This is a genomic window from Nitratireductor sp. J20-h4, from assembly GCF_056780505.1.
Genome location: NZ_CM165557.1, coordinates 457,239 through 480,660, shown reverse-complemented (window position 1 = coordinate 480,660; position 23,422 = coordinate 457,239). Strand labels below are relative to the sequence as shown.

Genomic DNA, 23,422 nt, shown 5'->3' with positions numbered 1-23,422 from the left:
GCTTGTGATCGCCCATCCGACGGGCGGCATCGACATGGCGGGTATGACTTGGACTTCACGATAGCACTCTTCCTGATCCAGGACGGCATCATCAACGGCGCGATCTATGCGCTGTTGGCGGTGGCGCTGGTGCTGGTGTTCGCGGTCACCCGGGTGATCCTGATCCCGCAGGGCGAATTCGTCACATTCGCCGGCCTGTCGCTGGCGGCGATGGAGACCGGCAGCGTTCCCGGCGCCGTCTGGCTGCTGCTCGTGCTGGCGGCCATGTCGGCGGTTATGGACGCCGGCGCCGCGCTGCGCGAACGCAGCCCCGCCAAGGCCGTGCGGCTTGCCGCGTGGAACCTCGCGCCGGCGATCGCCATCGCCGCGGCGGTGCTTGTGTTGGTGCCGCTTCAACTCGGGCTCGCCGTCAACATCGTGCTGTGCGCGGCCCTGATCGTGCCGATGGGGCCCTATCTTTATCGGGTCGCCTTCCAGCCGCTCGCCGATGCCTCGGTGCTGGTGCTGCTGATTGCGTCTGTCGGCGCGCATCTGGCGCTCACCGCGCTCGGCCTGGTCCTGTTCGGCGCGGAGGGTTACCGCACCTCGCCGGTCGTGTCGGGCTCGTTCCAGATCGGGCCGCTATTCGTCACCGGCCAGAGCCTGCTGGTGGTCGGTGCGACGCTGGCGCTGCTTGCGGGGCTGGCGCTGTTTTTCGGGCGCACGCTGATCGGCAAGGCGCTGAAGGCGTCGGCGATCAACCGGCGCGGCGCACGCCTGGTCGGCATTCCCACCATGCTGTCGGGGCGCATCGCCTTCGCCATGGCCGCGGCGATCGGCGTGGTCTCGGCGGTGCTGGTCGCGCCGCTGACCACGCTTTATTACGACAGCGGTTTCATCATCGGCCTCAAAGGATTCGTGGCAGCCATCATCGGCGGGCTCGGCGCCTATCCGGCCGCCGTCGCCGCCGCGCTCGCCGTCGGGCTGCTGGAGGCGTTTTCCTCGTTCTGGGCCAGCGCCTTCAAGGAGGTGATCGTCTTCGCCTCGATCCTGCCGGTGCTGTTGTGGCGCTCTTTGACTTCCACCCATGGCGACGAAGAGGACTGAGCCGGTGAACCGACGCGACCTCACCCGCTTTTTGGTCTTCGCCGCCATCATGGCCGCGATCCCCTTTCTGCCGTTCGTGCCGGATTTCTGGGTCACCTTGCTCGATTTCGTCGGGCTGGCCAGCCTGGTCGCGCTCGGGCTGGTGATGTTGACCGGCGTCGGCGGCATGACCTCGTTCGGCCAGGCCGCCTTCGTCGGTTTCGGCGCCTATGCGACGGCACTGTTGACCACGGCCTATGGCTGGTCGCCCTGGCTGACCCTGCCGGTGTCGCTGGCCGTCACCGTGGCCGCCGCGCTGGTTATCGGACTGGTCACGGTCAGGCTGTCGGGCCATTTTCTGCCGCTCGGCACCATCGCCTGGGGGATCTGCTTTTATTATCTGTTCGGCAATCTGAAGGCGCTGGGCGCCTATGACGGTATTTCCTCGGTGCCGCCGCTTTCGGTACTCGGCCTGCCGCTTCTCGACAGCCGCTCGTTCTATTTCGTGGTCTGGGGTTTCGTGCTCGCCGCGATCCTGGCGACCGCCAACCTGCTGGATTCGCGCGTCGGGCGCTCGATCCGCGCCCTGCGCAGCGGCGCGGCGGCGGCGGAATCGGTCGGCGTCAATGTCTGGCGCGCCAAGTTGACCGTGTTCGTCTATGCCGCGCTGCTCGCCGGCCTGTCGGGCTGGCTTTACGCCCATTTCCAGCGCGCCGTCACACCGGGCGTCTTCAGCCTCACCGTCGGCATCGAATATCTGCTGATGGCCGTTCTGGGCGGCGCCGGTTACATTTATGGCGCCATCCTCGGCGCGGGCATCGTCGTGGTGTTGAAGAATTTCCTGCAGGACCTGCTGCCGCTTTTCTTCGGGGCGGGCGGCAATTACGAGGGCATCGTGTTCGGCATCCTGCTGATCGCCATGCTGCAGGGCGCGCGCGAGGGATTGTGGCCGGTGATCGCCGGGCGGCTCGGCAAGACGGCGCCGCGCGCCGTCGACGCGACCGGCGCCCTGCCCGGCCGCGGCTTCGAGACCGGCGATGGCGCGCTGCTGCGGGTCAAGGACGCGCGACGCCTGTTCGGCGGGCTGGTCGCGGTCGACACCGTCTCCTTCGAGGTCGGGCGCGGCGAGATCGTCGGCCTGATCGGCCCCAACGGCGCCGGCAAGAGCACGACCTTCAACCTGGTGACCGGCGTGCTGGCGCTGTCGGGCGGGGAAATCCATTTCGAAGGCGAACGCATCGACGGGCTCGGGCCGGAACGGATCGCGGCCCGGCGCATCGCGCGGACCTTCCAGCATGTCAAGCTGGCGCCGACGATGAGTGTTCTGGAAAACGTCGCCATCGGCGCGCATCTGCGCGGCCGGGCCGGCATGGTTTCGGGTATCCTGCGGCTCGACCGCGAGGAGGAGCGCAAGATTTTCGGCGAGGCGGCGCGCCAGATCGAACGGGTCGGGCTTGCCGACATCATGCATCAGCCGGCCGGCGCGCTGGCGCTCGGCCAGCAACGGCTGGCAGAGATCGCGCGCGCGCTCTGCCTCGACCCGAAACTGCTTTTGCTCGACGAGCCCGCCGCCGGGCTGCGCCATCTGGAAAAACAGGCGCTCGCCGACCTGATCCGCCGCTTGCGCGACGAGGGCATGAGCGTGCTCCTGGTCGAACACGACATGGATTTCGTCATGCAGCTGACCGACCATATCGTGGTGTTGAATTTCGGCGCGCGGATCGCCACCGGCGCGCCCGCCGACATCCAGCGCGATCCGGCCGTCATCGAAGCCTATCTGGGAAGCCCGACATGAGCGCGCTGCTGGAAGTCGGCGATCTGTCGGTCAATTACGGCCGCGTGGAGGCCGTGCGCGCGGTATCGCTGGCCGTGCAAGGCGGCGAGATCGCCACCGTCATCGGCGCCAACGGCGCGGGCAAGACCAGCCTGCTTGCAGCCGTCATGGGGCTTTTGCCGTCGCGCGGGCGCGTTGTCTTCGACGGGCAGGACCTGACCCGCGTGCCGGCCGAGGAGCGGGTGGCGATGGGCATCAGCCTGGTGCCGGAGCAGCGCGACCTGTTCGGCACGATGAGCGTGGCCGACAATCTCGCGCTCGGCGCGTTCCGGCGCGGACGCGGTGAGATCCCGACGCGTCTGGAACGGGTCTACGCGCTTTTTCCGCGGCTTGAGGAACGCCACCGCCAGGAAGCCGGGACGCTGTCGGGCGGCGAGCGGCAGATGCTCGCCATGGGCCGCGCGTTGATGGCCAAGCCGCGCCTGTTGATGCTCGACGAACCGAGCCTGGGCCTGGCGCCGCTGATCGTGCGCGACATCCTGCAGACCGTGTCGGAGCTGCGCGACGACGGGGTTTCGATCCTGCTGGTCGAACAGAACGCCCGGGCGGCGTTGCGGATCGCCGACCACGGCTACGTGATGGAACTCGGCGCGGCGACGATGCGCGGCCCGGCCGCCGACCTCGCCGCCGATCCGCGCGTGGCCGAAATCTATCTCGGCGCCGCGCACGGCATGGCCTGAACAATAGCGGACCGGCCCGGTCCGGTTTCTTCGCGGTTTCCGACGGGACGACAGAGCCGGCCGCGTGCGTTATCGTCGCGCGACAGCGGCGTTGCTTGTCGGCGCCGCTGCCTGTTTCCACGGCCACCATGAAGGGTATCGATGGCGGATCGGCGCAAGAACATCCTCTTCATCATGTATGACCAGCTCCGGTTCGATTATCTGGGCTGCACGGGACACCCGCACTTAAAGACGCCGCATTTCGACCGTCTCGCGGCGATGGGCGTGCGCTTCTCGCGCGCTTATGTGCAGTCGCCGATCTGCGGCGCCTCGCGCATGAGCTTCTACACCGGCCGCTACGTCCATTCGCACGGCGCGAGCTGGAACGGCTTCCCGCTCAAGGTCGGAGAAATCACGCTGGGCGATCATCTGCGCAAGGCGGGCATGGACGCCGTGCTGGTCGGCAAGACCCATATGCGCGTCGACGCCGACGGCATGGCGCGTCTCGGTCTGTCGCGCGACACGATGATCGGCGCGCGGGTGGCCGAATGCGGCTTCGACCTGTGGGAGCGCGACGACGGGCTGTGGGGCAAGGGACCCGACGGCTATTACGATCGCGGGCCGCAGCCCTATAACGACTATCTGAAGGCTAGGGGCTATCCGGGCGACAATCCCTGGCACGATTTCGCCAACGCCGCGCTCGACGAAAACGGCGACATGGCCTCGGGCTGGTTCATGAAAAACGCCGACCGGCCGGCCAATATCGCCGAGGAGGATTCCGAGACCCCCTATATGACGCGGCGCGCCGAGGAGTTCATCGCCTCCAAACACGACCGGCCATGGCTGTGCCACCTGTCCTACATCAAGCCGCACTGGCCCTATATCGTTCCTGCACCCTATCACGCGATGTACGGGCCGGCGGATGTGCAGCCCGTCATCCGCTCGCAACGCGAGCGGCAGGACCCGCACCCCGTCTACCGGGCCTTCATGAACAACCAGATCGGCCGCGCCTTTCAGCGCGAGGCGGTGCGCCAGAAAGTGATCCCGGCCTATATGGGCCTGATCAAGCAATGCGACGACCAACTCGGCCGCCTGCTCGCCTTCCTGGAGGAGCGGGGCGAGCTCGCCGACACGATGATCGTCGTCACCTCGGACCATGGCGACTATCTCGGCGACCACTGGCTGGGCGAGAAGGACCTGTTTCACGAACAATCGGTCAAGATTCCGCTGATCGTCTACGACCCGTCGCCGGAGGCCGACGCCACGCGCGGCACGGTCTGCGACCAACTGGTGGAATCGATCGATCTAGCCGCCACCTTCATCGAGGCCGCCGGCGCGGCGGTGCCGGACCATATCGTGGAGGGGCGCTCGCTGCTGCCTTTCGTGCACGGTAAAGCGCCAGAGACATGGCGCGACTTCATCGTGTCGGAATATGATTACGGGCCAACGCCGATGGCGGCCGAACTCGGGGTCGCCCCGGACCGGGCGCGGCTGTTCATGGTGGCGGACCGGCGCTGGAAATACGTCCATGCCGAAGGGTTTCGGCCGATGCTGTTCGACCTGCAAGCCGACCCGGACGAATTCTGCGATCTCGGCGGCGACCCGGAACACGCCGGTGTGGCCGCGATGATGGCCGAGCGGCTGGCGGCCTGGGCGCGGCGGCCGTCGCAACGCACCACGCGCTCAAACGCCGAGATCGAAGCGATGCGCCATGGCGGCGGCCGGACCGGCATTCTGATTGGTCTCTACGACGACGCCGAGGTCGACCCGGAGCTCACGCGGGCCTATCGCGGACGGCCGGGACGCGATTAGGCCCCTTCCGAAACACGGCGGCACGGTTTTCAGGCCTGGAGGGCGGCCCAGAGATCGCGCAACTGGCCGGCGGAGGCGAGCGGCACGCCGCAGGCATTCAGAGCGTGGGCGGTGGCGCGGACGATTGCGGCATTGTCGGCGGCGACCGCGCCATCGGGTAGTTGCAGATTGTTCTCGAAGCCTACCCGGGCGTGGCCGCCCATCAGCGCGGCGGCCGTCACACAGGCCGTCTCACGCGGCCCGAAGGCGCACAGCATCCAGTGCGGAAAGCGCTCGGCCGGTCCGTCGAGAAAAGGCAGCAGGTCGCGCGGCGTCGAGCGCTGGCCAGGCACGTAACGGCCGAGGACGAACAGGACCGGCAGGGTTTCGAACGGCACCAGCCCGCGGCGCATCAGCCCGGCGAGGCGCGTCGCCTCCTCGGGCGCATAAAGAATGATCTGCGGTGTGATGCGTTCGCGGGCGAGCCAGGCCAGAAAACGCAGGAATTCGGTTTCGTCGGCCGGCTCGCCGGCCAGTTCGCGCAGGGCCAGCGAAACGGCCTCCGGCCGCGTGTCACGCACCACCTGCATCTGTTGGGCGGGCGTGTAGGCCCCGAGCGCTTCGCTGGTGATCTGAACGACGAGATCATCGCCGACCGCGCCGCGCACGGCATCGGTCGCGTCCCGATAGGCCTCCGCGTCGAGCAGATGCGCGCCCTGCCGGTCGCGCACGTGCAGATGGATCATCGCCGCACCGGCCTCGCGGCAGGCGAAAGCCGTTTCGGCCAGCTCCGCCGGCGTCAGCGGCAGGGCCGGATGGTCGGCCTTGGTGCGCCGGCCGCCATTGGGCGCGACGGCGATCGCGACCGGCCGCCGGTCGGGCTGGAAACCGTGCAGGATGCCGCTCATCCGATAACACCAATCATTGCATCATGTCAGTTGATGCAACACTTGTTGCACATCTGATCTGCCCGGTCTACGCTCCGCTCATGGATCGCGACGCGCTTGTCCGAAAGATCATCGACAGCTTCCCCGGCCTGCCCGCGCAGCTCGGCGTCGCGGCGCGTTATATCGTCGACAATCCCGACGACGTGGCGCTGCTGTCGATGCGCGAACAGGCGCGCCGCGCCGGCGTCCAGCCATGGACGATGAGCCGGCTTGCCAAACGGCTCGGTTATGACGGCTACGAGGCAATCCGCGCTGTGCACGCCAATGCGATCAGGCAGGGCGAGCTCGGCTTCGCCGGCAGGGCCGGACGGCAGGCGGTCAGGCAGAAAGAGAGCGGCGAGACCGCGCTCGCCCGCGACATCGTCGCCGCCGGCGCGACACAGATCGGCCGGCTCGGCGCGCCCGACAGCCTGGCCGCACTCGCCGACGCGGCTGCGCTTCTGGCTGCGGCCCGGCGCATTCACTGTCTCGGCCTGCGGTCGAGCCACGCGATCGCGGCGCAATTCGCCTATATCATGTCCTTTCTCGGCGACAGGGCGGTGCTGCTCGGCACGGACGGATTCGGCGGTCTCGACGCCGTACGCATGGCCGGCGCCGACGACGCGCTGCTTGCCGTGAGCGTCGCGCCCTATTCGCGCGCCACGCTCGACATCGCCCACTGGGCAGCCGGTGAAAACGTACCGGTGGTCGCGATCACCGACAGCCCGGTCTCGCCGCTGGCGGCGATCGCCCGGCATACGATCCTGGTCTCGACGGAAAGCCCGTCCTTCTTCCATTCGATGGCGCCCGCCTTCGTGGCCGCCGAAACGCTGGCCGCCCTGGTGGCCGGGCACGGCGGAACCGAGACGCTTGCGGCGATCGCCCGAGCCGAACAGCAACTCGCCGCCTTCGGCGTGCATCATCTTGCCCCTGCTCCACGGACACGTCCATGACCCACATTCTGCATCGCCAGATTCACGGCACGCTGCCGGTCGCCGTGGCCGGACGCGGCGTCGAGTTGTTCGACCGCGACGGCCGCGTCTATATCGACGCCTCGGGCGGCGCCGCCGTCTCCTGCCTGGGCCACGGCCATCCCGACGTCATCGGTGCACTGCACGAGCAGGCCGACCGGCTCGCCTATGCCCATACCGGCTTTTTTACCAGCGAGCCGGCGGAAGAGCTCGCCGACATGCTGATCGCCAACGCGCCGGCCGACATCAGCCATGTCTATTTCGTTTCCGGCGGCTCCGAGGCGGTCGAGGCGGCGCTGAAGATGGCGCGGCAATATTTCGTCGAAAAGGGCGAGCCGCAGCGGCGCGCCATCATCGCCCGGCGCCAGAGCTATCACGGCAACACGCTCGGCGCGCTGGCGGCCGGCGGCAACGCAATGCGCCGGGCCCAATTCCAGCCGCTGCTGGCCGAAACCCATCATATCGAGCCGTGCTACGCCTATCGCCACAAGCGCGACGGCGAAAGCGAGGAAGAGTACGGGCTGCGCGCCGCCCAGGCGCTGGAGGACAAGATACAAGAACTCGGCGCGGAGACGGTTATGGCCTTTATCGCCGAGCCGGTGGTCGGCGCGACCGCCGGTGCGGTGCCGGCCGTGCCCGGGTACCTGAAACGGGTCCGCGAGATCTGCGACCGCCACGGCGTGCTGTTGATCCTCGACGAGGTGATGTGCGGCATGGGCCGCACCGGCACGCTGCACGCCTGCACGCAAGACGGCGTGGCGCCCGACCTGATGACCATCGCCAAGGGGCTGGGCGGCGGCTACCAGCCGATCGGGGCGGTGCTCTTGTCGCGGGCGATTTTCGATGCCTTCGCCAACGGGTCGGGCCTGTTCCAGCACGGCCACACCTATATCGGCCATCCGATGGCCTGCGCGGCCGCGCTTGCCGTCCAGCGCGTGATCGAACGCGACGGCCTGCTGGAAAACGTGCGCACGATGGGCGAACGGCTGCGGAGCCTGCTGGCCGAGCGTCTGGGGGCGCATCCGCATGTCGGCGACCTGCGCGGGCGCGGCCTTTTCCTCGGCCTGGAGATCGTCGAGGACCGGGCAACGAAGGCACCGTTCGATCCGGCGCTGAAACTTCACGCCCGCATCAAGCAGGCGGCGATGGCGCGCGGACTCATGGTTTATCCGGCCGGCGGCACGATCGACGGCGCGCGCGGCGACCACGTGCTTGTCGCACCGCCCTTCATCGTCGAGGACCAGGACCTGGACCGGATCGTCGACCGGCTCGGCGCGGCGCTCGACGCCGCGATCGCGGAAGTCGGTTAGGGTCGGCGCTCGCCATGCCGGCCAGGGCGCCGGCTGTTATCCGACGGATTTCTTGCGCCCATGCGCGCGGACGCGCCCACCCGCCCGTCGCCCGGCCACATCCACCAGCCGCCGGAATGTCGGGCACTGCATGTGGGTCGGGGCGGGACAGTCGGCGACATGGCGCAACGTATCGCGCAACGCCGCCAGGTCGCTGATCTGCCGGTCGAGGTCGTTCGCCCTTTGGTGCAGGACCGCGCGCGGCAGCTCCGGAGCGCCGTTCTTGCCCAGGATCCCGGCAATCTCGTCGAGCGAGAATCCGGCCGATTTTCCCATTGCGATCAGCTTCAGCCGCAACAGCACGTCGGCGGGAAACTGGCGCCGCAACCCATGGCGGAAAACCGAGGAAATCAGCCCGATTTCCTCGTAGTAGCGCAACGTCGACGGACGCATCCCCATGCTGTCGCTGACGTCGCCAATATCGAGAAATTCCATGCTTGACCTCAAGTCGACTTGAATTCGTAGGATGGCTTTTCATCACGATCGAGGCAAGAGGGCAAGGCGATGCAGCACATCAAGGCACCCGTTTCGGGCGGTGCACAGTGGGGAGTTACGACGACGCTGGCATTGTCGATGCTGCTCGGATCGCTCGGCACCAGTATCGCCAACATCGCCCTGCCGGTCTTGGTCGAGACGTTTTCGGCGCCGTTTCATCACGTCCAATGGGTCGTCATTTCTTATCTGGCGGCGCTGACGGTCTCGGTCATCCTCGCCGGACGCCTGGGCGACCTCTACGGGCTGCGGCGCATGCATCTTTTCGGCCTCGGTCTGTTCTTGCTGGCGTCGCTGCTTTGCGGCATCGCACCGACCCTGTGGCTGCTGATCGCGGCGCGAGCGCTTCAGGGGGTGGGAGCCGCCTTCCTGATGAGCCTGACCCTGGCGTTGATGCGCGAAACGGCGCAGGAAACCCGCATCGGCCAGGCCATGGGCCTGCTCGGCACGGTCTCGGCGTTGGGAACCGCGATTGGCCCGTCACTCGGCGGCATGATCCTTTCGGCGACCGACTGGCGCGGGATCTTTCTGGTCCAGGTTCCGCTGGCGCTACTGACCTTGATCCTGGCGTTCGTTTCACTGCCGCGGGATGCGGGCAAGGATCGTATGCGACCGGCCGGCATGCGCACGGTGATGATGCCGGGCCTGGCATCCAGTCTTGTGGTCAACGCTCTGGTGGCCGCGGTGATGATGACGACACTCGTGGTCGGTCCGTTCTATCTCGGCCTGGGGCTCGGCCTGAAGCAGGCAATGGTCGGCCTGGTGATGGCGGCCGGCCCGCTGATCTCGGTCTTCAGCGGCGTTCCCTCCGGACGCGCGGTCGATGCATGGGGAGCGCAGCGGGTCCTGGCGGCCGGCCTGAGCATGCTTGCGGGCGGAGCGTTCCTGCTGTCGGTTCTGCCGGAGATGTTCGGCATAGCCGGCTATGTCCTGGCGATGGTCGTGCTGACACCGGGCTACCAGCTCTTCCAGGCCGCCAACAACACCGCCGTCTTGGCCGGGACGCCCAACAACCAGCGCGGCACCGCCTCCGGATTGCTGAGCCTGTCGCGCAATATCGGCCTGGTAGCCGGCGCATCCGCCATGGGCGCGGTTTTCGCCTTCGGCGTCGGAACGGCCGATCTGGCCAGCGCGTCCCGCTCAGCGATCGCCAGCGGCATGCGACTGACCTTCATACTGGCCACGCTGCTGATGGTCGCCACGCTGTGGATGACGCTTGGGCGCCGCACGCGGACCGAGCCGTCCTGACCAGGGCTGGCGCCATCCGACCGCGTCGCGCCTGCACACACGCGGCGGCAGGGCTTCGTTACGCCGCGTCGCGCAGAACGAAGACCGACTGGCGCGCATGGCGCACCACGCGCGCAGCGTTGGGCCCGAGCAGATAGTCCTTCAGCGCCGGGCGGTGCGAGGCCATGACGATCAGGTCGGCGCCGAGCGTGTCGGCCGCCTTCATGATCTCGTCATAGATCGTGCCGTGGGCGACATGCCCTTTGATCGTCACCTGGGATGCCGGGCGCGCGTCGAGCATCGTCTTCAGCGCCGAGCGGGCCGCTTCCAGCGTGGTTTCCTCGAAATTCTTCGGGAAGGCGGCGCCGACGATCGACATCGAATAGGTCGGCACCACGGTGAGGACGTCGAGCCGGGCATTGTACTTGACGGCGAGCTCCTCGGCGACCGCCAGGCTGCGGGCACCGATTTCGGGTTCGCCCAGATCGACCGGGACAAGAATGCGCTCGAACATCAACGGGCTCCTCAAAAAGCGGGAACGGTCTGCCGGCGGCGCTGCGACAGAACGATCAGCACCAGCAGCAGCAGGGCGGGAATGTAAAACACCTCCTTGGGCATCCGTTCGGCCGCGAGTTGCACCTTGGCGATCTCGACGGGCACGTCTCCGTAGAAATCGAACGTGTCGGTGAAATCGGTGAAGAAGGGCGTGCCGGCGAAGGGTTCGTCGAGTATCGCCTTGCCGTCCTCCTCACGCACCGGCAGGCCGGCCTGCTCGAGCCTTTGCAGACCGTCGCCCGCCGGTCCGAGCGCTGCGAGAATCGTGCGTTCGCCGATTTTGTCGGGGTCGTCGAAATCGGGGCCGGTGATCACCAGCCTCAAATTGGCGTTGTCGGGCTGCGCGGCGGCAATGGCGACCACCTCCGCTCCCGGGCGGTCGTCATAGGGCGGCTGGACGTAATCGAGCCAGAAGCCCGGTCTGAACAGGGTAAAGGCGACGAGGATCAGCGCCACCGTCTCCCAGATCCGGCTTCTGGTCAAGAAATAGCCCTGGGTCGCGGCCGCGAACAGCATCATGGCCACCACCGCGACGATGAAGATGAACACCGCCTTGTAGACCGTCACGTCGATCAAAAGCAGTTCGGTGTTGAAGATGAACAGGAACGGCAGCAGCGCGGTGCGGATGTCGTAGGTAAAACCCTGTATGCCTGTGCGGATCGGGTCGCCGCCCGAAATCGCAGCGGCCGCGAAGGCGGCGAGCCCCACCGGCGGCGTGTCATCGGCCAGAATGCCGAAATAGAACACGAACAGGTGGACCGCGACCAGCGGCACGATCAGCCCGGTCGAAGCGCCGACCGAGACGATGACGGGCGCCATCAGCGACGACACCACGATGTAGTTGGCGGTGGTCGGCAGGCCCATGCCGAGGATCAGGCTCATCACCGCCACCAGAAGCAGCATGGCGATCAGATTGCCGCCCGACAGGAACTCGACGAACTCGCCGACGACCTGGTGCGCGCCGGTGAGCGACACCGTGCCGACGATGACGCCGGCCGCGCCCGTGGCAACCCCGATGCCGATCATGTTGCGCGATCCGGCAATCATGCCGTTGAAGAAATCAGCCCAGCCGTCGCGAAAACCCTGGCCGAAACCGCCCTCGCCGCGGAACAGGCGCTTCAGCGGTTTCTGGGTCAGCACGATGACGAGCATCGACACCGTCGCCCAATAGGCCGACAGGGTCGGCGACAGGCGCTCGATAAGAATGCACCAGATCAGGATGATGATCGGCAGGATGAAATAGAGACCGGTGATGGCCACGTCGCGCGGGCGCGGCAGCACGTCCATCGGTGCGTTCGGGTCGTCCTGGGCGAGGTCGGGATGGCGCGCCGCGCGCTCCACGAGCAGAACATAGGCCGCAAGGAAGATCAGCGACGCGGTCCAGAACGTCATGCCCGGAAAGGCGACCTTGATCCAGCCGAGCCCGTAATAGACGACGCCGGCGAGGACCGTCATGGCGATAAAGCCGAACAGCACGCCGGCCAGGCGCTGGGCCAGCGTGCCGATCACCGGCGGGCGCTCCAGGCCCTTCAGGCCGAGCTTCAGCGCCTCGAGATGAACGATATAGACCAGCGCGATATAGGAGATGATCGCCGGCAGGAAGGCGTGTTTGATCAGTTCGGGATAGGCGACGCCGGTGAACTCGGAAATCAGGAACGCGGCCGCGCCCATGACGGGCGGCGTGAGCTGGCCGTTGGTGGAGGAGGCGACTTCGACCGCGCCGGCCTTTTCCGGCTTGAAGCCGGTGCGTTTCATCAGCGGGATGGTGAACGTACCGGTGGTGACGACATTGGCGATCGAGGAGCCGGAATAAAGCCCCGAAAGCGCCGAGGCCACGACGGCGGCCTTGGCCGGCCCGCCGCGCAGATGGCCGAGCAGGGCGAAGGCGAGTTTGATGAAGAAATTGCCGGCGCCGGCCTTTTCCAGCAATGAGCCGAACAACACGAACAGGAAGATCATCGAGGCCGAGACGCCGAGTGCGACGCCAAAAACGCCCTCGGTCTGCATCCAGTAGTGCCACATCGCCTTGCCGAACGAGGCCCCCTTCCACTGGATCGCGTCGGGCATCCACGACAGGTGGCCGAAAAAGACGTAGAAGACGAACACGCTCGCCACGATGACCAGCGGCAGGCCGAGTGCGCGGTAGACGGCGATGCCGAGCGCGAGCATGCCAATCGAGGAAAACACCAGATCGGTGGTGGTCGGCAACCCGGCGCGCCCGGCAATGTCTTCCTTGAACCACAAAAGGTAGAGACAGGACGCCGCTCCCAGGACGGCCAGCGCCCAGTCGTAGACCGGCACGCGGTCGCGCGCGCTCGACTTGAACAGCGGATAGGCAAGCATGGCCAGAACCAGCGCGAAAGCGAGATGGATCTGGCGCGCTTCCTGATTGTTGAAGACGACGTTGAAACCGGTCAGGCTCGTCAGCGTGTAGGGGACGTTGGAGGCGATGTAGATCTGGAAGAGGGCCCACACGAAGGCGATCGCGATAATGATCCTGCCGGCGAGACCGGTCGCGTTGCGCGCGCCGCTCTCGACCTCGGCAACCATCATGTCGACATCGACGCCGGTCTTGTCCGTGGCTGGCTTATCCGCCATCGCGTTGTTCTCCCCTCCCGGCACCGGCCCCTCCGCCGATGCAAAAAGGCCCGGGCGGTATTCCGCCCGGGCCGCGGTGCGGTCTTACATCCAGCCGCGTTCCTTGTAGTATTTCTCCGCGCCGGGATGCAGCGGGGCGGACAGCCCGTCCTTGATCATCTCTTCTTCCTTGAGACTGGAAAAGGCCGGGTGCAGCTTCTTGAAGTCGTCGAAATTGTCAAAGACGGCCTTCACAACCGTGTAGACGACCTTGTCGGACACGTCGGCCGAGCTGATGAAGGTCGCGCCAACGCCGAAGGTCGTCACATCCTTGTCGGTTCCCTTGTAGGTACCGGCAGGAATGGTCGCGATCCGGTAATACGGGTTGTCGTCGACCAGCTTCTTGATCGGATCGCCGTCGACCGACACCAGTTCGACATCACACGTGGTCGCGGCCTCGGTGATGGCCGCGGCGGGATGGCCGATGGTGTAGATCATGGCGTCGATCTTGCCGTCGCACAGCGCCTGCGCCATTTCCGAACCCTTGAGTTCGGCCGCGAGCGCGAAATCGTCCATGGTCATGCCGAAGGCTTCCATGACGATCTCGGTGGTGGCGCGCTGGCCAGAACCGGGATTGCCGACATTGACCTTCTTGCCCTTGAGGGCTTCAAAACCGTCAATGCCGGTATCCTTGCGGACGACGAGCGTAAACGGCTCGGCATGCACGGAAAATACCGCGCGCTCCTTTTCGAATGGACCCTGATCCTCGAATTTCGAGGTGCCATGATAGGCGTGGTACTGCCAGTCCGACTGCGCGACGCCGAATTCAAGTTCGCCGGCGCGCACCGTGTTGATGTTGTAGACGGAACCGCCGGTGGATTCGACCGAACAGCGGATGCCGTGTTCCTTGCGGTTCTTGTTGACCAGGCGACAGATCGCGCCACCGGTCGGATAATAAACGCCGGTGACGCCGCCCGTGCCGATGGAAATGAACTGCTGATCCTGGGCCATTGCCTGGCCGGCCAACCCTGCGAGCGCCATGCCGGACAACGCGCCGACAACCAGTTTTTTCATGTTTTCCTCCCTCTGACTGGGGTTGAGTGGTGGCGTATTCAGCCACCATCAGGACACGCACGTCAACCGCCGTGCCGATATTCGCCACACGTTGTAGTCGATATCCGCCCACGCGCTCCCGCGCGCCAGCTCTATCGGCGCCCGCAATTGCGCAATCACGGGGCCCCGACATCAACCCGTCGCGAGGCTCCCGCGTTCGGCCGCCCCTGGGCACGGCGGCGAATTGGGCCTTGACTCGACCCACGAATTCATCAAACGTTTAATCAACGAAGAAGGAAGGTCGTCGTGCTCACCCAGTCGCGCGCAGATAACGACGTCAGTACTGCGATCCTGTTCGCGGGCGAGAGGGCGTTCGCCGAGTTTGGCTATAACGGCGCCTCAATGCGGGCGATCGCCCGCGAGGCCGGCGTCAACCAGGCCATGATCGCCTATTATTTCGGCTCCAAGGAGGGACTGCTCGAAGCGATCATGCGCAGGCGCTCGACCTTCGTGAACACGCAGCGCCAGGAGCGGCTCGCCGCGCTGCGCGCTGCGGGCACTCCCAGCGTAGAGCAGTTGATCGATGCGTTCCTGCGCCCGCTGATCGAACTCGGCACTGACGGCGAACGCGGCGGTTACGCCTATGTGAAGCTTCTGGCGGTGCTGACCCATTCCGTCGACAACCTCGCCAAGCGCATCGTTGCGGAGAATTTCGACGGCATCGCACGCCGTTTCGTGGAGGCGTTTCAGGAGGTCGCCCCCGAAATGAGCGAAAGCGACGCGATCCGCGCCTATCTGCTTTCACTCGGCACCGGCATCGCCTCGATCGGCATCGAGGGGCGCGCGGGACCGATGTCGCACGAGCGTTACGACCGTGTCGACACGGAACAATTGATCCGGTCCGTCGTCGCCTTTGCCAGCGGCGGCGTCAGGACCCTGATGCGGAAAAGCTAGACCCACCAACGAACACCGGGAGGTAATGATGTTCGGACCAACCCTACGCAAGACGATGATCGCGGCCCTGGCCGTGGCGGCGGCGACGGCCGCCAAAGCCGAAACCATCAACGTGACCTACGTGGCCGGACATCCGCCTGTGTTCCGGTGGGTCCGACTGGCCAACGAGGTGTTCATCCCGGCCGTGAACAAGCAGCTGGAAGGCAGCGGGCATACGATCAACTGGGACGAGCAATATGGCGGCTCGCTGGCCAAGGTCGGTGACGAGCTGGAGGCGGTCGAGGAAGGCCTCGCCGAAATCGGCGGCATTTCGTCGGTTTTCGATCCCGCCAAGCTGTCGCTGCAAAACGTGACCTATTACACGCCGTTCGTTTCCAGCGATCCGAGCCTGGTGGTGGAAACGATCGACGCGCTGCACGAGACCAACGAGGCGATGCTGTCGACCTGGGAGGAGAACGGGCTCGAATATCTCGGCGGCCCGATCGCCATCGACGACTATATCTTGATGACGACCTTCCCTGTGAACTCGATCGAGGACCTCAAGGGCAAGAAGATCGGCGCGCCCGGGCCGGCGGTGAACTGGCTGGAAGGCACCGGCGCGGTCGGCGTATCGGGCAATCTCACCACTTACTACAACGAGATCAAGACCGGCGTGTACGACGGCGTGATCGTGTTCGCCACCGCCGCCCTGCCGGGCAAGCTGCACGAGGTCGCGCCGCACATCACACGGATCGGTTTCGGCGCCCAGTATGCCGGTGCGATCGCGGCCAACAAGGACTGGTTCGACAGCCAGCCGGACGCGGTTCAAAAGGCGCTCAAGGACGCCGCCGACACCTATAAGGCCGCCTATCTCGATGATCTCGACAAGGCGGTGACAGCAAGCTTCAAGGCGATGCAGGAGCAAGGTGCGACGATTTCCGACGTCGATCAGGAATTCCGCCAGAAATGGGCCGCCGGCATGGACAATGTCGCCAAGAAATGGGCGGCCCAGGTCGACAGCGAAGGCAAGGCGGGAACCGAGATCCTGAAAGCCTATCTCGATGCGATCCGCGCGGCCGGCGGCGAGCCGGTGCGCAACTGGGACCAGGAATAGTCTCGCTCGCGGGTAACCAGCCATGTCAGCGCAGCAAACACCGGAGCCGCAACGCGGCTCCGGGACGCGACGGCGCCTGCGCGCGCTCGCCGACGGCATCTCCAATGGGCTCAACGTGCTCGGCACGCTGCTGATCCTCGGTCTGGTCGTGCTGGTCAATGCCGACGTGATCGGCCGCGAGCTTTTCCTCGCGCCCATCTCCGGCGTGCCGGAAATCGTCTCGATGTCGATCGTGGCGATCGTCTTCCTGCAAGTGTCGCAGGCCTTTCGCATGGGCCGCTTCACCCGCACGGACGCCTTTCTGGACCTGATCGCGGCACGGGCCCCGCGCCTGCGCCACGCCATCGAACTGGTCTATGTCGCCGCCGCGCTGGCGCTCATCTGGTTCGTGCTGTCGGCGAGCTATCCGCTGTTTCAGAAAGCCTGGGAACGCAACACCTATGTCGGCACGTTCGGCGATTTCACCGCCCCGGACTGGCCGGTGAAGCTGGTCATCCTGATCGGCTGCGCTGCGTTGATCATGCAAATGGCTATTGCCGGCCTGATCGCCGCCTACGGTCTTGTGACCGGAAAAGGCGACGGCGCGGACGGGGAGCGCGGCCGATGAGCCCTTTCGAAATCGGTCTGGCCACGCTCGGCGCCATGGTCGTGCTCGTTTATGCCGGGCTGTGGGTGCCGATCGCGCTGATGCTGTGCTCCTATGTCGGGGTCTGGCTGATCAAGGGGTCGCCGCTCCTGGCCGGCAAGCTCCTGGCGCTCGCGGCTTCCGAGACGATCTCGTCCTATTTCTTCGGCGTGGTGCCGCTCTTCGTGCTGATGGGTTTCCTCGTTTCCGTCACCGGCATGGGCCGGGACGCCTATGACGTCGCCGCCCAGCTCTTCCAGCGTCTGAAGGGCGGGCTCGGCGTCTCCACCGTCGCCGCCAACGCGATCTTCGCCGCCATTACCGGCATCTCGATCGCCTCGGCCGCGGTCTTCACCCGCATCGCGGTGCCGGAAATGGTGCGGCACGGTTACACCAAGCAGTTCTCCGTCGGCGTCGTCGCCGGCTCCTCGGTGCTCGGCATGCTGATCCCGCCGAGCCTGCTTCTCATCCTCTACGGGCTCTTGACCGAGCAGTCGGTGGGCGATCTGTTCATCGCCGGGGTCATCCCCGGTCTGCTTCTGGCCGCGATCTTTGCCGGTGGGGTGATCGCGATGGCCCATTTCTGGCCGCGCTTCATCGGCGAGGACCTGTCCGGCGACCATATCGACCGCCTGTCGACCCGCGAGATGATGGCCAAGGGACTGCCGATCGCGATCCTGATCCTCGTCGTTCTTGGCGGGATCTATCTCGGCGCCTTCACCCCGATCGAGGCCGGCGCCGTCGGCTGCCTCGGCGCAATCGTGATCGGCCTGTGGCGGCGCGTCCTCACCTTTTCCAATTTCTGGGACGTGCTGACCGATACCGGGTTGGTCACGGCCTCGGTCTGTTTCCTGATCATCGCGGCGCAGATGTATTCGCGCATGCTGGCGCTGTCGGGCGTGCCGAACGAGTTCGGCGTCTTCGTCGCGACCGCCGATATCGGGTTTTGGGGCGTGATCATCGCCTACGTGGTGCTGGTCATCGTCATGGGCACGATCCTCGATTCGTCGTCGATCATGCTGATCCTGGTGCCGTTGATGCTGCCGGTGCTGCAGCCGATGGGCGTCGACCTGGTCTGGTTCGGAATCGTGACCGTGATCGCCGTAGAGATCGGTCTGCTGACGCCGCCCTTCGGCATCTCCGTCTTCGTCATTAAGTCGACGCTCGACGACGACACGATCAGCCTCGGCGACATTTTCCGCGGCGCCGCCCCGTTCGCGCTGATGATGGCCGTCGTGCTCATCCTCGTGCTCGCCTTCCCCTCCCTTGCAACCCTGCCCCTAGGCCGTTGAGGAGCATCCATGCCGCGCAGAATCGTCGACCTTTCCGTTCCGCTCGAAACCGATATCGCCTCGGACCCGCCAATGGCGCTGCCGAAGATCGACTATTTCGATCACCGGATGACGGCGGATCAGATCACCGGCTTCTTTCCCGGGCTCGACAAGGACCAACTGCCCAACGGTGAAGGCTGGGCCGTGGAGCAGTTGAGCGTCTCCACCCATAACGGCACCCATCTCGACGCGCCCTGGCACTACGCCTCGACGATGAACAATGGCGAGCGCGCCATCACCATCGACGAGGTGCCGCTGGAATGGTGCTTCAATCCCGGGGTCAAGCTCGATTTCCGCCATTTCGAGGACGGCTATGTCGTGACCGCCGCCGATGTCGAGGCGGAGCTCGCGCGCATCGGCCACACGCTCAAGCCGCTCGACATCGTCGTGGTCAACACCACGGCCGGCGCGCATTACGGCAAGCCCGACTATGTCGCGAAAGGCTGCGGCATGGGCCGCGAGGCGACGCTTTACCTGCTGGAGCGCGGCGTGCGCGTGACCGGCACCGACGGCTGGAGCTGGGACGCGCCGTTCGTGCACACGGCAAAAAAATTCGCCGAAACGCACGACCCGAAAATCATCTGGGAAGGCCACCGCGCCGGGATGGAGATCGGTTACTGCCACCTGGAAAAGCTTGCCAATCTCGATCAGCTGCCGGCGACCGGATACGAGATCGCCTGCTTTCCCTTCAAGATCAAGGCGGCTTCGGCGGGCTTCACCCGCGCCGTCGCCATTTTTAACGACTGAGGATCAGACCCATGGCCCGCAAGAACGACAAGGTCATCATCACCTGCGCGGTTACCGGCGGCGTGCACACGCCAACCATGTCGGACGCGCTGCCGATCACGCCCGACGAGATCGCGCGCCAGTCGATCGAGGCGGCCGAGGCCGGCGCGTCGATCATCCATCTGCACGCCCGCGATCCCGAGACCGGCAGGCCGACGCCGGACCCGGCCGTGTTCATGCAATTCCTGCCGCGCATCAAGCAGGCCACCGACGCGGTGGTCAACATCACCACCGGCGGCGGGCTCGGCATGACCATCGAACAGCGGCTGGCCGCGCCGCTTGAGGCCGAGCCGGAACTGTGCTCGCTCAACATGGGCTCGATGAACTTCGCGCTGCACCCGCTCGCCGGCAAATACAAGGACTGGAAATTCGACTGGGAAAAGCCGTTCCTGGAAGCCAGCGACGACTTCATCTTCCGCAACACGTTCCGCGACATTGCCTATATCCTCAAACATCTCGGCGAGGGCTGCGGCACGCGCTTCGAACACGAATGCTACGATGTCGGCCATCTCTACAATCTGGCCCATTTCGTCGACCAGGGCCTGGTGAAGCCGCCTTTCCTGGTTCAGTCGATCTTCGGCATTCTGGGCGGCATCGGCGCGGAGATGGAAAACGTCATCTTCATGAAACAGACCGCCGACCGGCTGTTCGGCGACGATTATGTGTGGTCGGTGCTGGCGGCCGGCCGCTACCAGATGCCGTTCATCACCCAGGCCGCCATGCTGGGCGGGCATGTCCGCGTCGGGCTCGAGGATTCGCTGCATATCGGCCGGGGCACGCTGGCGAAATCCAATGCCGAGCAGGTCGCCAAGATCCGGAAGATTCTCGAGGAGCTCGGCCACAGCATCGCCACGCCGGCAGAAGCCAGGGAGATCCTTGAACTCAAGGGCGGCGACAGGGTGAAGTTCTGATGGCCGCGACGATGCAAAAGGCCTTGGTGCAATTCGACTGCCGGGGTACTGCGACCGGCAAGATGCGCAACGAGCTCGACGTGAAAATGGTGCTGCCTTTCGAGGAAGGGCCGTTCACGATGGCGACCGACGAGGGCTCCTTCCATGGCGGCGATGCCAGCGCGCCGCCGCCGCTGGCGCTGTTCGTCGGCGGTCTGACCGGCTGCATCATGACCCAGATCCGCGCCTTCGCCAAACGGCTCGGCGTTACCCTGAACGACCTGTCGGTCGATACACGCGTGCAGTGGGACTGGCAGGCTGCGGGCCGGGTCTATGAAACCGCGCCGCGCAGCTTCGAGATCGACGTCTCAATCGACAGCCCCGACGATGACGACAAGGTCATCGCCCTGATCGAAGCGGCGAAGAAAGGCTGCTTCATCGAGCAGACGCTGGGGCGGCAGAACACCATCCGCCACCGCATGAAGACCGCGGACGGCTGGAAGGAGGTCTGAGATGACGGCCAACCCGATCGACGGCTTCACCGTCTCCAAGAATGACATCCGTCACGTCGGCCACGACCTGCAACGACCCGAATGCATTCTGGCCGAGCGCGACGGCAGCCTGTGGGCGGCCGACGCGCGCTCCGGCGTCATGCATATCCGTCCCGACGGCTCCCAGGAGCTGGTCGCGCAAAGCCATGCCCAGGCCTTCGCAACGGCGGCCGACGACGCCAGACGTTTTACCGAAGGCACCTTGCCGAACGGGCTCGCTTTTGCCCGCGACGGCTCGATCTACATCTCCAATTTCGGCACCGACTGCCTCGAACTGATGACCCGGAACGGTGACACGAAAGTGCTGCTCGACCAGGTCGACGGCAAGCCGATCGGCAAGGTCAATTTCGTGCTGCGCGATTCCAGGGATCGTCTCTGGGTGACGGTCTCGACCCAGATCAGGAACTGGATGGAGGCGGCAGGCCGCCTGATCCGCGACGGGTCGATCCTGCTGGTCGAGGGCGAGCGCGTACGCACGGTGGCCGACGGCATCGCCTTCACCAACGAGATCCGCCTCGACGCCAAGGAGGAATGGCTCTACGTCGTGGAAACCACCGGGCGCAGGGTCATCCGCTTTCGCGTCGGCGAGGACGGCACGCTGTCGCAGCGCCAGACCTACGGCCCCGAGGATCATGGCGCCTTCATCGACGGCATCGCCTTCGACGCCCACGGCAATCTGTGGGGCACGCATGTGATGAGCGACCGCATCTTCGCGATCACGCCGGAAGGCGAGTTGCGCATCATCCTCGACGACGACAATCCCGGGCCAAGCCGGCGGCTGATGGAGGCGTTCGAAGCCGGCAAGGCGACGCCGGAACTGATGCTGGCCTGCGGCGGCACGATCGCGCCCTGGTTCGCCAGCGTCACGTTCGGCGGGCCGGATCTGCAAACGGTCTATATCGGCTCGCTGCGCGGCACCACCATTCCATCCTTTCGCAGCCCGGTCGCCGGACTGCCGATGGTGCACTGGAACGACGCGCGGCCGTAGACCCGTGCTGGGTCAAAGCGCGAGCGCGACCCGGCCAGCCTCCCATCTTCCGGCATTGGCCAGCACGCGCTCGGGATCCTGGTAGCGCGCGCGCAGCAGGCGTTCGTAGACCGCGCCCTCGGCCACCCGGTCGAGCGGCGCTTTCGCCCCTTCCATGATCATCAGCGCTTCGCGCAGCGCCTCGACCGTGCCCGACCCCTCGTCGAACTGCGCCTTCTTGCGCCAGACCAGATCGTGCGGCAGCAGATCCCGGCAGGCCTTGCGCAAAATCCATTTTTCCGTGGTCGGTCCCGTGCTTTCGGCCGCGGACGGGTCGGTGCGGCGCATTTTCAGCGATGCGGGTATCGACTGGGCGAAGGCGATCAGATCGCGGTCCAGAAACGGCGTACGCGCCTCCAGGCTTTCGGCCATGGTGATGCGGTCGACGCGCTGCAGGTTGATATTGTGCATGGTGGCCAGCGAGCGGGTCAGTTCGTCGGCGAGCGCGCGCGGCCGGTCGACATAGGCGTGATGATAGGTGTAGCCGGCAAACAGCTCGTCCGCGCCCTCGCCGGTCAGCACCGCCTTGACGTGGCGGCGCGCCAGCGCGGCGGCGAAATGGGTCGGCACGGCGCTGCGCACCAGATCCACATCGGCGCTTTCCAGATGGTAGATCACATGCGGCAGCACGCGCGCGACGTCGTCGGGGGTGAAGGCGTGCTCGAAATGCGCGCTGCCGATATGGGCCGCGACCCGCCGCGCGGCGACGAGGTCCGGGCTGCCTTGCAGTCCGACCGAAAAGGTCTTCAGCCGCGCGGGCGCGGCCCTGGCCGCCAACGCGGCGATGATGGAACTGTCGAGCCCGCCCGACAGGAAGGCGCCGACCTCGACATCGGCAACCATCCATTTCTTGACCGCGTCCTCAAGCACCAGCCGCAATTCGCGCCATGTCGCCTGTTCGTCGAGGCCGTTCTCTGGTTCGGCAGCGCCCTGCGGCATGCGGAACCAGCGGCGCATGTCCCCTCCGCTGTCGAACAGTGAGCCGGGCGGTATCGCCTCGATGTCGGACACGGCCAGCCCATCGAACGCCTTCAACTCGGAGGCGAACGCCAGACCGCCGCCGAGCCGCGCGACATAGAGCGGCTTGATACCAAGCGGATCGCGCCCGGCGACGATGCGTCCGCGCGTGGCGAGCACGAAGGCGAACATGCCGTCGAGCTGTGACACCCAGCGCTGGCTGGCGGTGCGCGACAGGTGCAGGATCGTCTCCGAATCGCTTTTGGTCTCGAAGACGCTTTCACCGAGGACCGCGCGCAGATCGACATGATTGTAGATCTCGCCATTGACCACCAGAAGATCGTCGCCCTGCTGGATCGGCTGCGCGCCGTCCTGCGGTCCGATGATCGACAAACGGCAATGCGCCATCACCACCGGCGCGTGCGGGGCGCGCGTGACGGCGACGGCGTCCGGGCCGCGATGGGCGATCTTTTCGATCATCGCGGCGGCAAGCGCCTCGTCGCCGACGTTCCATAAACACACAAAACCGCACATGATCGTCTTTCCTTCGTTCAAATCTTGGGCCGCCTGGAGGCTTGGGGGCAAGGACAGGCGGCCTCGGCGCCGAATCCGCTTCCGGGCAGGTCGCTGGCGTCGACGGACACGGCGGGTTGCCCCGGTACCGGCCGACGGCAATGCCTAGCGCGAATTGCGCACGCCGTATGACACG

General features: G+C 65.9%; 21 protein-coding genes. 15 read left to right on the top strand and 6 right to left on the bottom strand.

All coding sequences use genetic code 11. The features are described from left to right. Positions 1-48: 48 nt before the first annotated feature. The 4 genes from ACT2B0_RS02345 to ACT2B0_RS02330 all read left to right on the top strand — a co-directional run bounded on the left by ACT2B0_RS02345 (position 49) and on the right by ACT2B0_RS02330 (position 5,370). Positions 49-1,086: a branched-chain amino acid ABC transporter permease gene (locus tag ACT2B0_RS02345; RefSeq protein ID WP_473461005.1), complete on the top strand. Its 1,038-nt coding sequence runs from the start codon at positions 49-51 to the stop codon at positions 1,084-1,086. A gap of 49 nt (positions 1,087-1,135) precedes the next feature. After that, positions 1,136-2,860: a branched-chain amino acid ABC transporter ATP-binding protein/permease gene (locus ACT2B0_RS02340; protein WP_473466211.1), complete on the top strand. Its 1,725-nt coding sequence runs from the start codon at positions 1,136-1,138 to the stop codon at positions 2,858-2,860. Further along, on the top strand, positions 2,857-3,579 hold the full coding sequence (locus ACT2B0_RS02335) for an ABC transporter ATP-binding protein (RefSeq protein WP_473461002.1): 723 nt from the start codon (positions 2,857-2,859) through the stop codon (positions 3,577-3,579). The genes ACT2B0_RS02340 and ACT2B0_RS02335 overlap by 4 nt, the downstream gene beginning before the upstream one ends. 141 nt (positions 3,580-3,720) lie before the next feature. Beyond that, positions 3,721-5,370, top strand: a complete 1,650-nt coding sequence (locus tag ACT2B0_RS02330) for an alkaline phosphatase family protein (protein ID WP_473460999.1) — start codon at positions 3,721-3,723, stop codon at positions 5,368-5,370. Between the two features lie 29 nt (positions 5,371-5,399). On the opposite strand, the gene ACT2B0_RS02325 is transcribed toward ACT2B0_RS02330, so the two are convergent. Next, positions 5,400-6,257 carry a beta-keto acid cleavage family enzyme gene (locus ACT2B0_RS02325; RefSeq protein ID WP_473460997.1) on the bottom strand — a complete coding sequence of 286 codons (858 nt, stop codon included), beginning with the start codon at positions 6,255-6,257 and terminating at the stop codon, positions 5,400-5,402. An 80-nt stretch (positions 6,258-6,337) separates the two neighbouring features. Here ACT2B0_RS02325 and ACT2B0_RS02320 point away from each other — a divergent pair, with 80 nt between their 5' ends. Further along, positions 6,338-7,228 carry a MurR/RpiR family transcriptional regulator gene (locus tag ACT2B0_RS02320; protein WP_473466208.1) on the top strand — a complete coding sequence of 297 codons (891 nt, stop codon included), beginning with the start codon at positions 6,338-6,340 and terminating at the stop codon, positions 7,226-7,228. Next, on the top strand, positions 7,225-8,556 hold the full coding sequence (locus tag ACT2B0_RS02315) for an aspartate aminotransferase family protein (RefSeq protein ID WP_473460994.1): 1,332 nt from the start codon (positions 7,225-7,227) through the stop codon (positions 8,554-8,556). Before ACT2B0_RS02320 ends, ACT2B0_RS02315 begins: the two co-directional genes overlap by 4 nt. A 36-nt stretch (positions 8,557-8,592) precedes the next feature. On the opposite strand, the gene ACT2B0_RS02310 is transcribed toward ACT2B0_RS02315, so the two are convergent. Continuing rightward, entirely contained in the window at positions 8,593-9,030 is a 438-nt protein-coding gene (locus tag ACT2B0_RS02310) for a helix-turn-helix domain-containing protein (RefSeq protein ID WP_473460992.1), read from the bottom strand. A gap of 69 nt (positions 9,031-9,099) precedes the next feature. On the opposite strand from ACT2B0_RS02310, the gene ACT2B0_RS02305 reads away from it, so the two are divergent. Then, positions 9,100-10,335, top strand: coding sequence for an MFS transporter (locus ACT2B0_RS02305; RefSeq protein ID WP_473460989.1), 1,236 nt, complete (start codon positions 9,100-9,102; stop codon positions 10,333-10,335). Between the two features lie 58 nt (positions 10,336-10,393). On the opposite strand, the gene ACT2B0_RS02300 is transcribed toward ACT2B0_RS02305, so the two are convergent. The 3 genes from ACT2B0_RS02300 to ACT2B0_RS02290 all read right to left on the bottom strand — a co-directional run bounded on the left by ACT2B0_RS02300 (position 10,394) and on the right by ACT2B0_RS02290 (position 14,520). Next, positions 10,394-10,828: a universal stress protein gene (locus ACT2B0_RS02300; protein ID WP_473460986.1), complete on the bottom strand. Its 435-nt coding sequence runs from the start codon at positions 10,826-10,828 to the stop codon at positions 10,394-10,396. Between the two features lie 11 nt (positions 10,829-10,839). After that, the gene (locus ACT2B0_RS02295; RefSeq protein ID WP_473460984.1) at positions 10,840-13,467 is read right to left on the bottom strand and encodes a TRAP transporter permease; all 2,628 of its coding nucleotides are present in this window, start codon (positions 13,465-13,467) and stop codon (positions 10,840-10,842) included. An 84-nt stretch (positions 13,468-13,551) separates the two neighbouring features. Then, positions 13,552-14,520 (bottom strand): TAXI family TRAP transporter solute-binding subunit, encoded by a 969-nt coding sequence (locus ACT2B0_RS02290; protein WP_473460981.1) that lies wholly within the window; start codon positions 14,518-14,520, stop codon positions 13,552-13,554. A gap of 285 nt (positions 14,521-14,805) precedes the next feature. Between ACT2B0_RS02290 and ACT2B0_RS02285 the strand changes: the two genes are divergently transcribed. The 8 genes from ACT2B0_RS02285 to ACT2B0_RS02250 are packed head-to-tail and all read left to right on the top strand — an operon-like array spanning position 14,806 to position 21,717. Next, the gene (locus ACT2B0_RS02285; RefSeq protein ID WP_473460978.1) at positions 14,806-15,453 is read left to right on the top strand and encodes a TetR/AcrR family transcriptional regulator; all 648 of its coding nucleotides are present in this window, start codon (positions 14,806-14,808) and stop codon (positions 15,451-15,453) included. A gap of 28 nt (positions 15,454-15,481) precedes the next feature. Further along, complete coding sequence (locus tag ACT2B0_RS02280; RefSeq protein WP_473460976.1) at positions 15,482-16,546, top strand: C4-dicarboxylate TRAP transporter substrate-binding protein; 1,065 nt, start codon at positions 15,482-15,484, stop codon at positions 16,544-16,546. A gap of 22 nt (positions 16,547-16,568) precedes the next feature. Further along, a complete protein-coding gene (locus tag ACT2B0_RS02275) occupies positions 16,569-17,153 on the top strand; it encodes a TRAP transporter small permease subunit (RefSeq protein WP_473460973.1) in 585 nt (194 codons plus the stop codon). Next, positions 17,150-18,463: a TRAP transporter large permease gene (locus ACT2B0_RS02270; RefSeq protein WP_473460970.1), complete on the top strand. Its 1,314-nt coding sequence runs from the start codon at positions 17,150-17,152 to the stop codon at positions 18,461-18,463. The genes ACT2B0_RS02275 and ACT2B0_RS02270 overlap by 4 nt, the downstream gene beginning before the upstream one ends. 9 nt (positions 18,464-18,472) lie before the next feature. Then, the gene (locus ACT2B0_RS02265; protein ID WP_106572154.1) at positions 18,473-19,249 is read left to right on the top strand and encodes a cyclase family protein; all 777 of its coding nucleotides are present in this window, start codon (positions 18,473-18,475) and stop codon (positions 19,247-19,249) included. An 11-nt stretch (positions 19,250-19,260) separates the two neighbouring features. Beyond that, positions 19,261-20,199 carry a 3,5-dioxohexanoate:acetyl-CoA acetone transferase gene (gene kce / locus ACT2B0_RS02260; protein ID WP_473460967.1) on the top strand — a complete coding sequence of 313 codons (939 nt, stop codon included), beginning with the start codon at positions 19,261-19,263 and terminating at the stop codon, positions 20,197-20,199. Further along, positions 20,199-20,690 (top strand): OsmC-related (seleno)protein, encoded by a 492-nt coding sequence (locus tag ACT2B0_RS02255; RefSeq protein ID WP_473460964.1) that lies wholly within the window; start codon positions 20,199-20,201, stop codon positions 20,688-20,690. The genes kce and ACT2B0_RS02255 overlap by 1 nt, the downstream gene beginning before the upstream one ends. 1 nt (position 20,691) lies before the next feature. Then, the gene (locus ACT2B0_RS02250; RefSeq protein ID WP_473460961.1) at positions 20,692-21,717 is read left to right on the top strand and encodes an SMP-30/gluconolactonase/LRE family protein; all 1,026 of its coding nucleotides are present in this window, start codon (positions 20,692-20,694) and stop codon (positions 21,715-21,717) included. Positions 21,718-21,729: 12 nt separating this feature from the next. Here ACT2B0_RS02250 and asnB read toward each other — a convergent pair whose 3' ends face one another. Continuing rightward, positions 21,730-23,247, bottom strand: a complete 1,518-nt coding sequence (gene asnB, locus ACT2B0_RS02245; protein ID WP_473460958.1) for an asparagine synthase (glutamine-hydrolyzing) — start codon at positions 23,245-23,247, stop codon at positions 21,730-21,732. Positions 23,248-23,422: the final 175 nt, after the last annotated feature.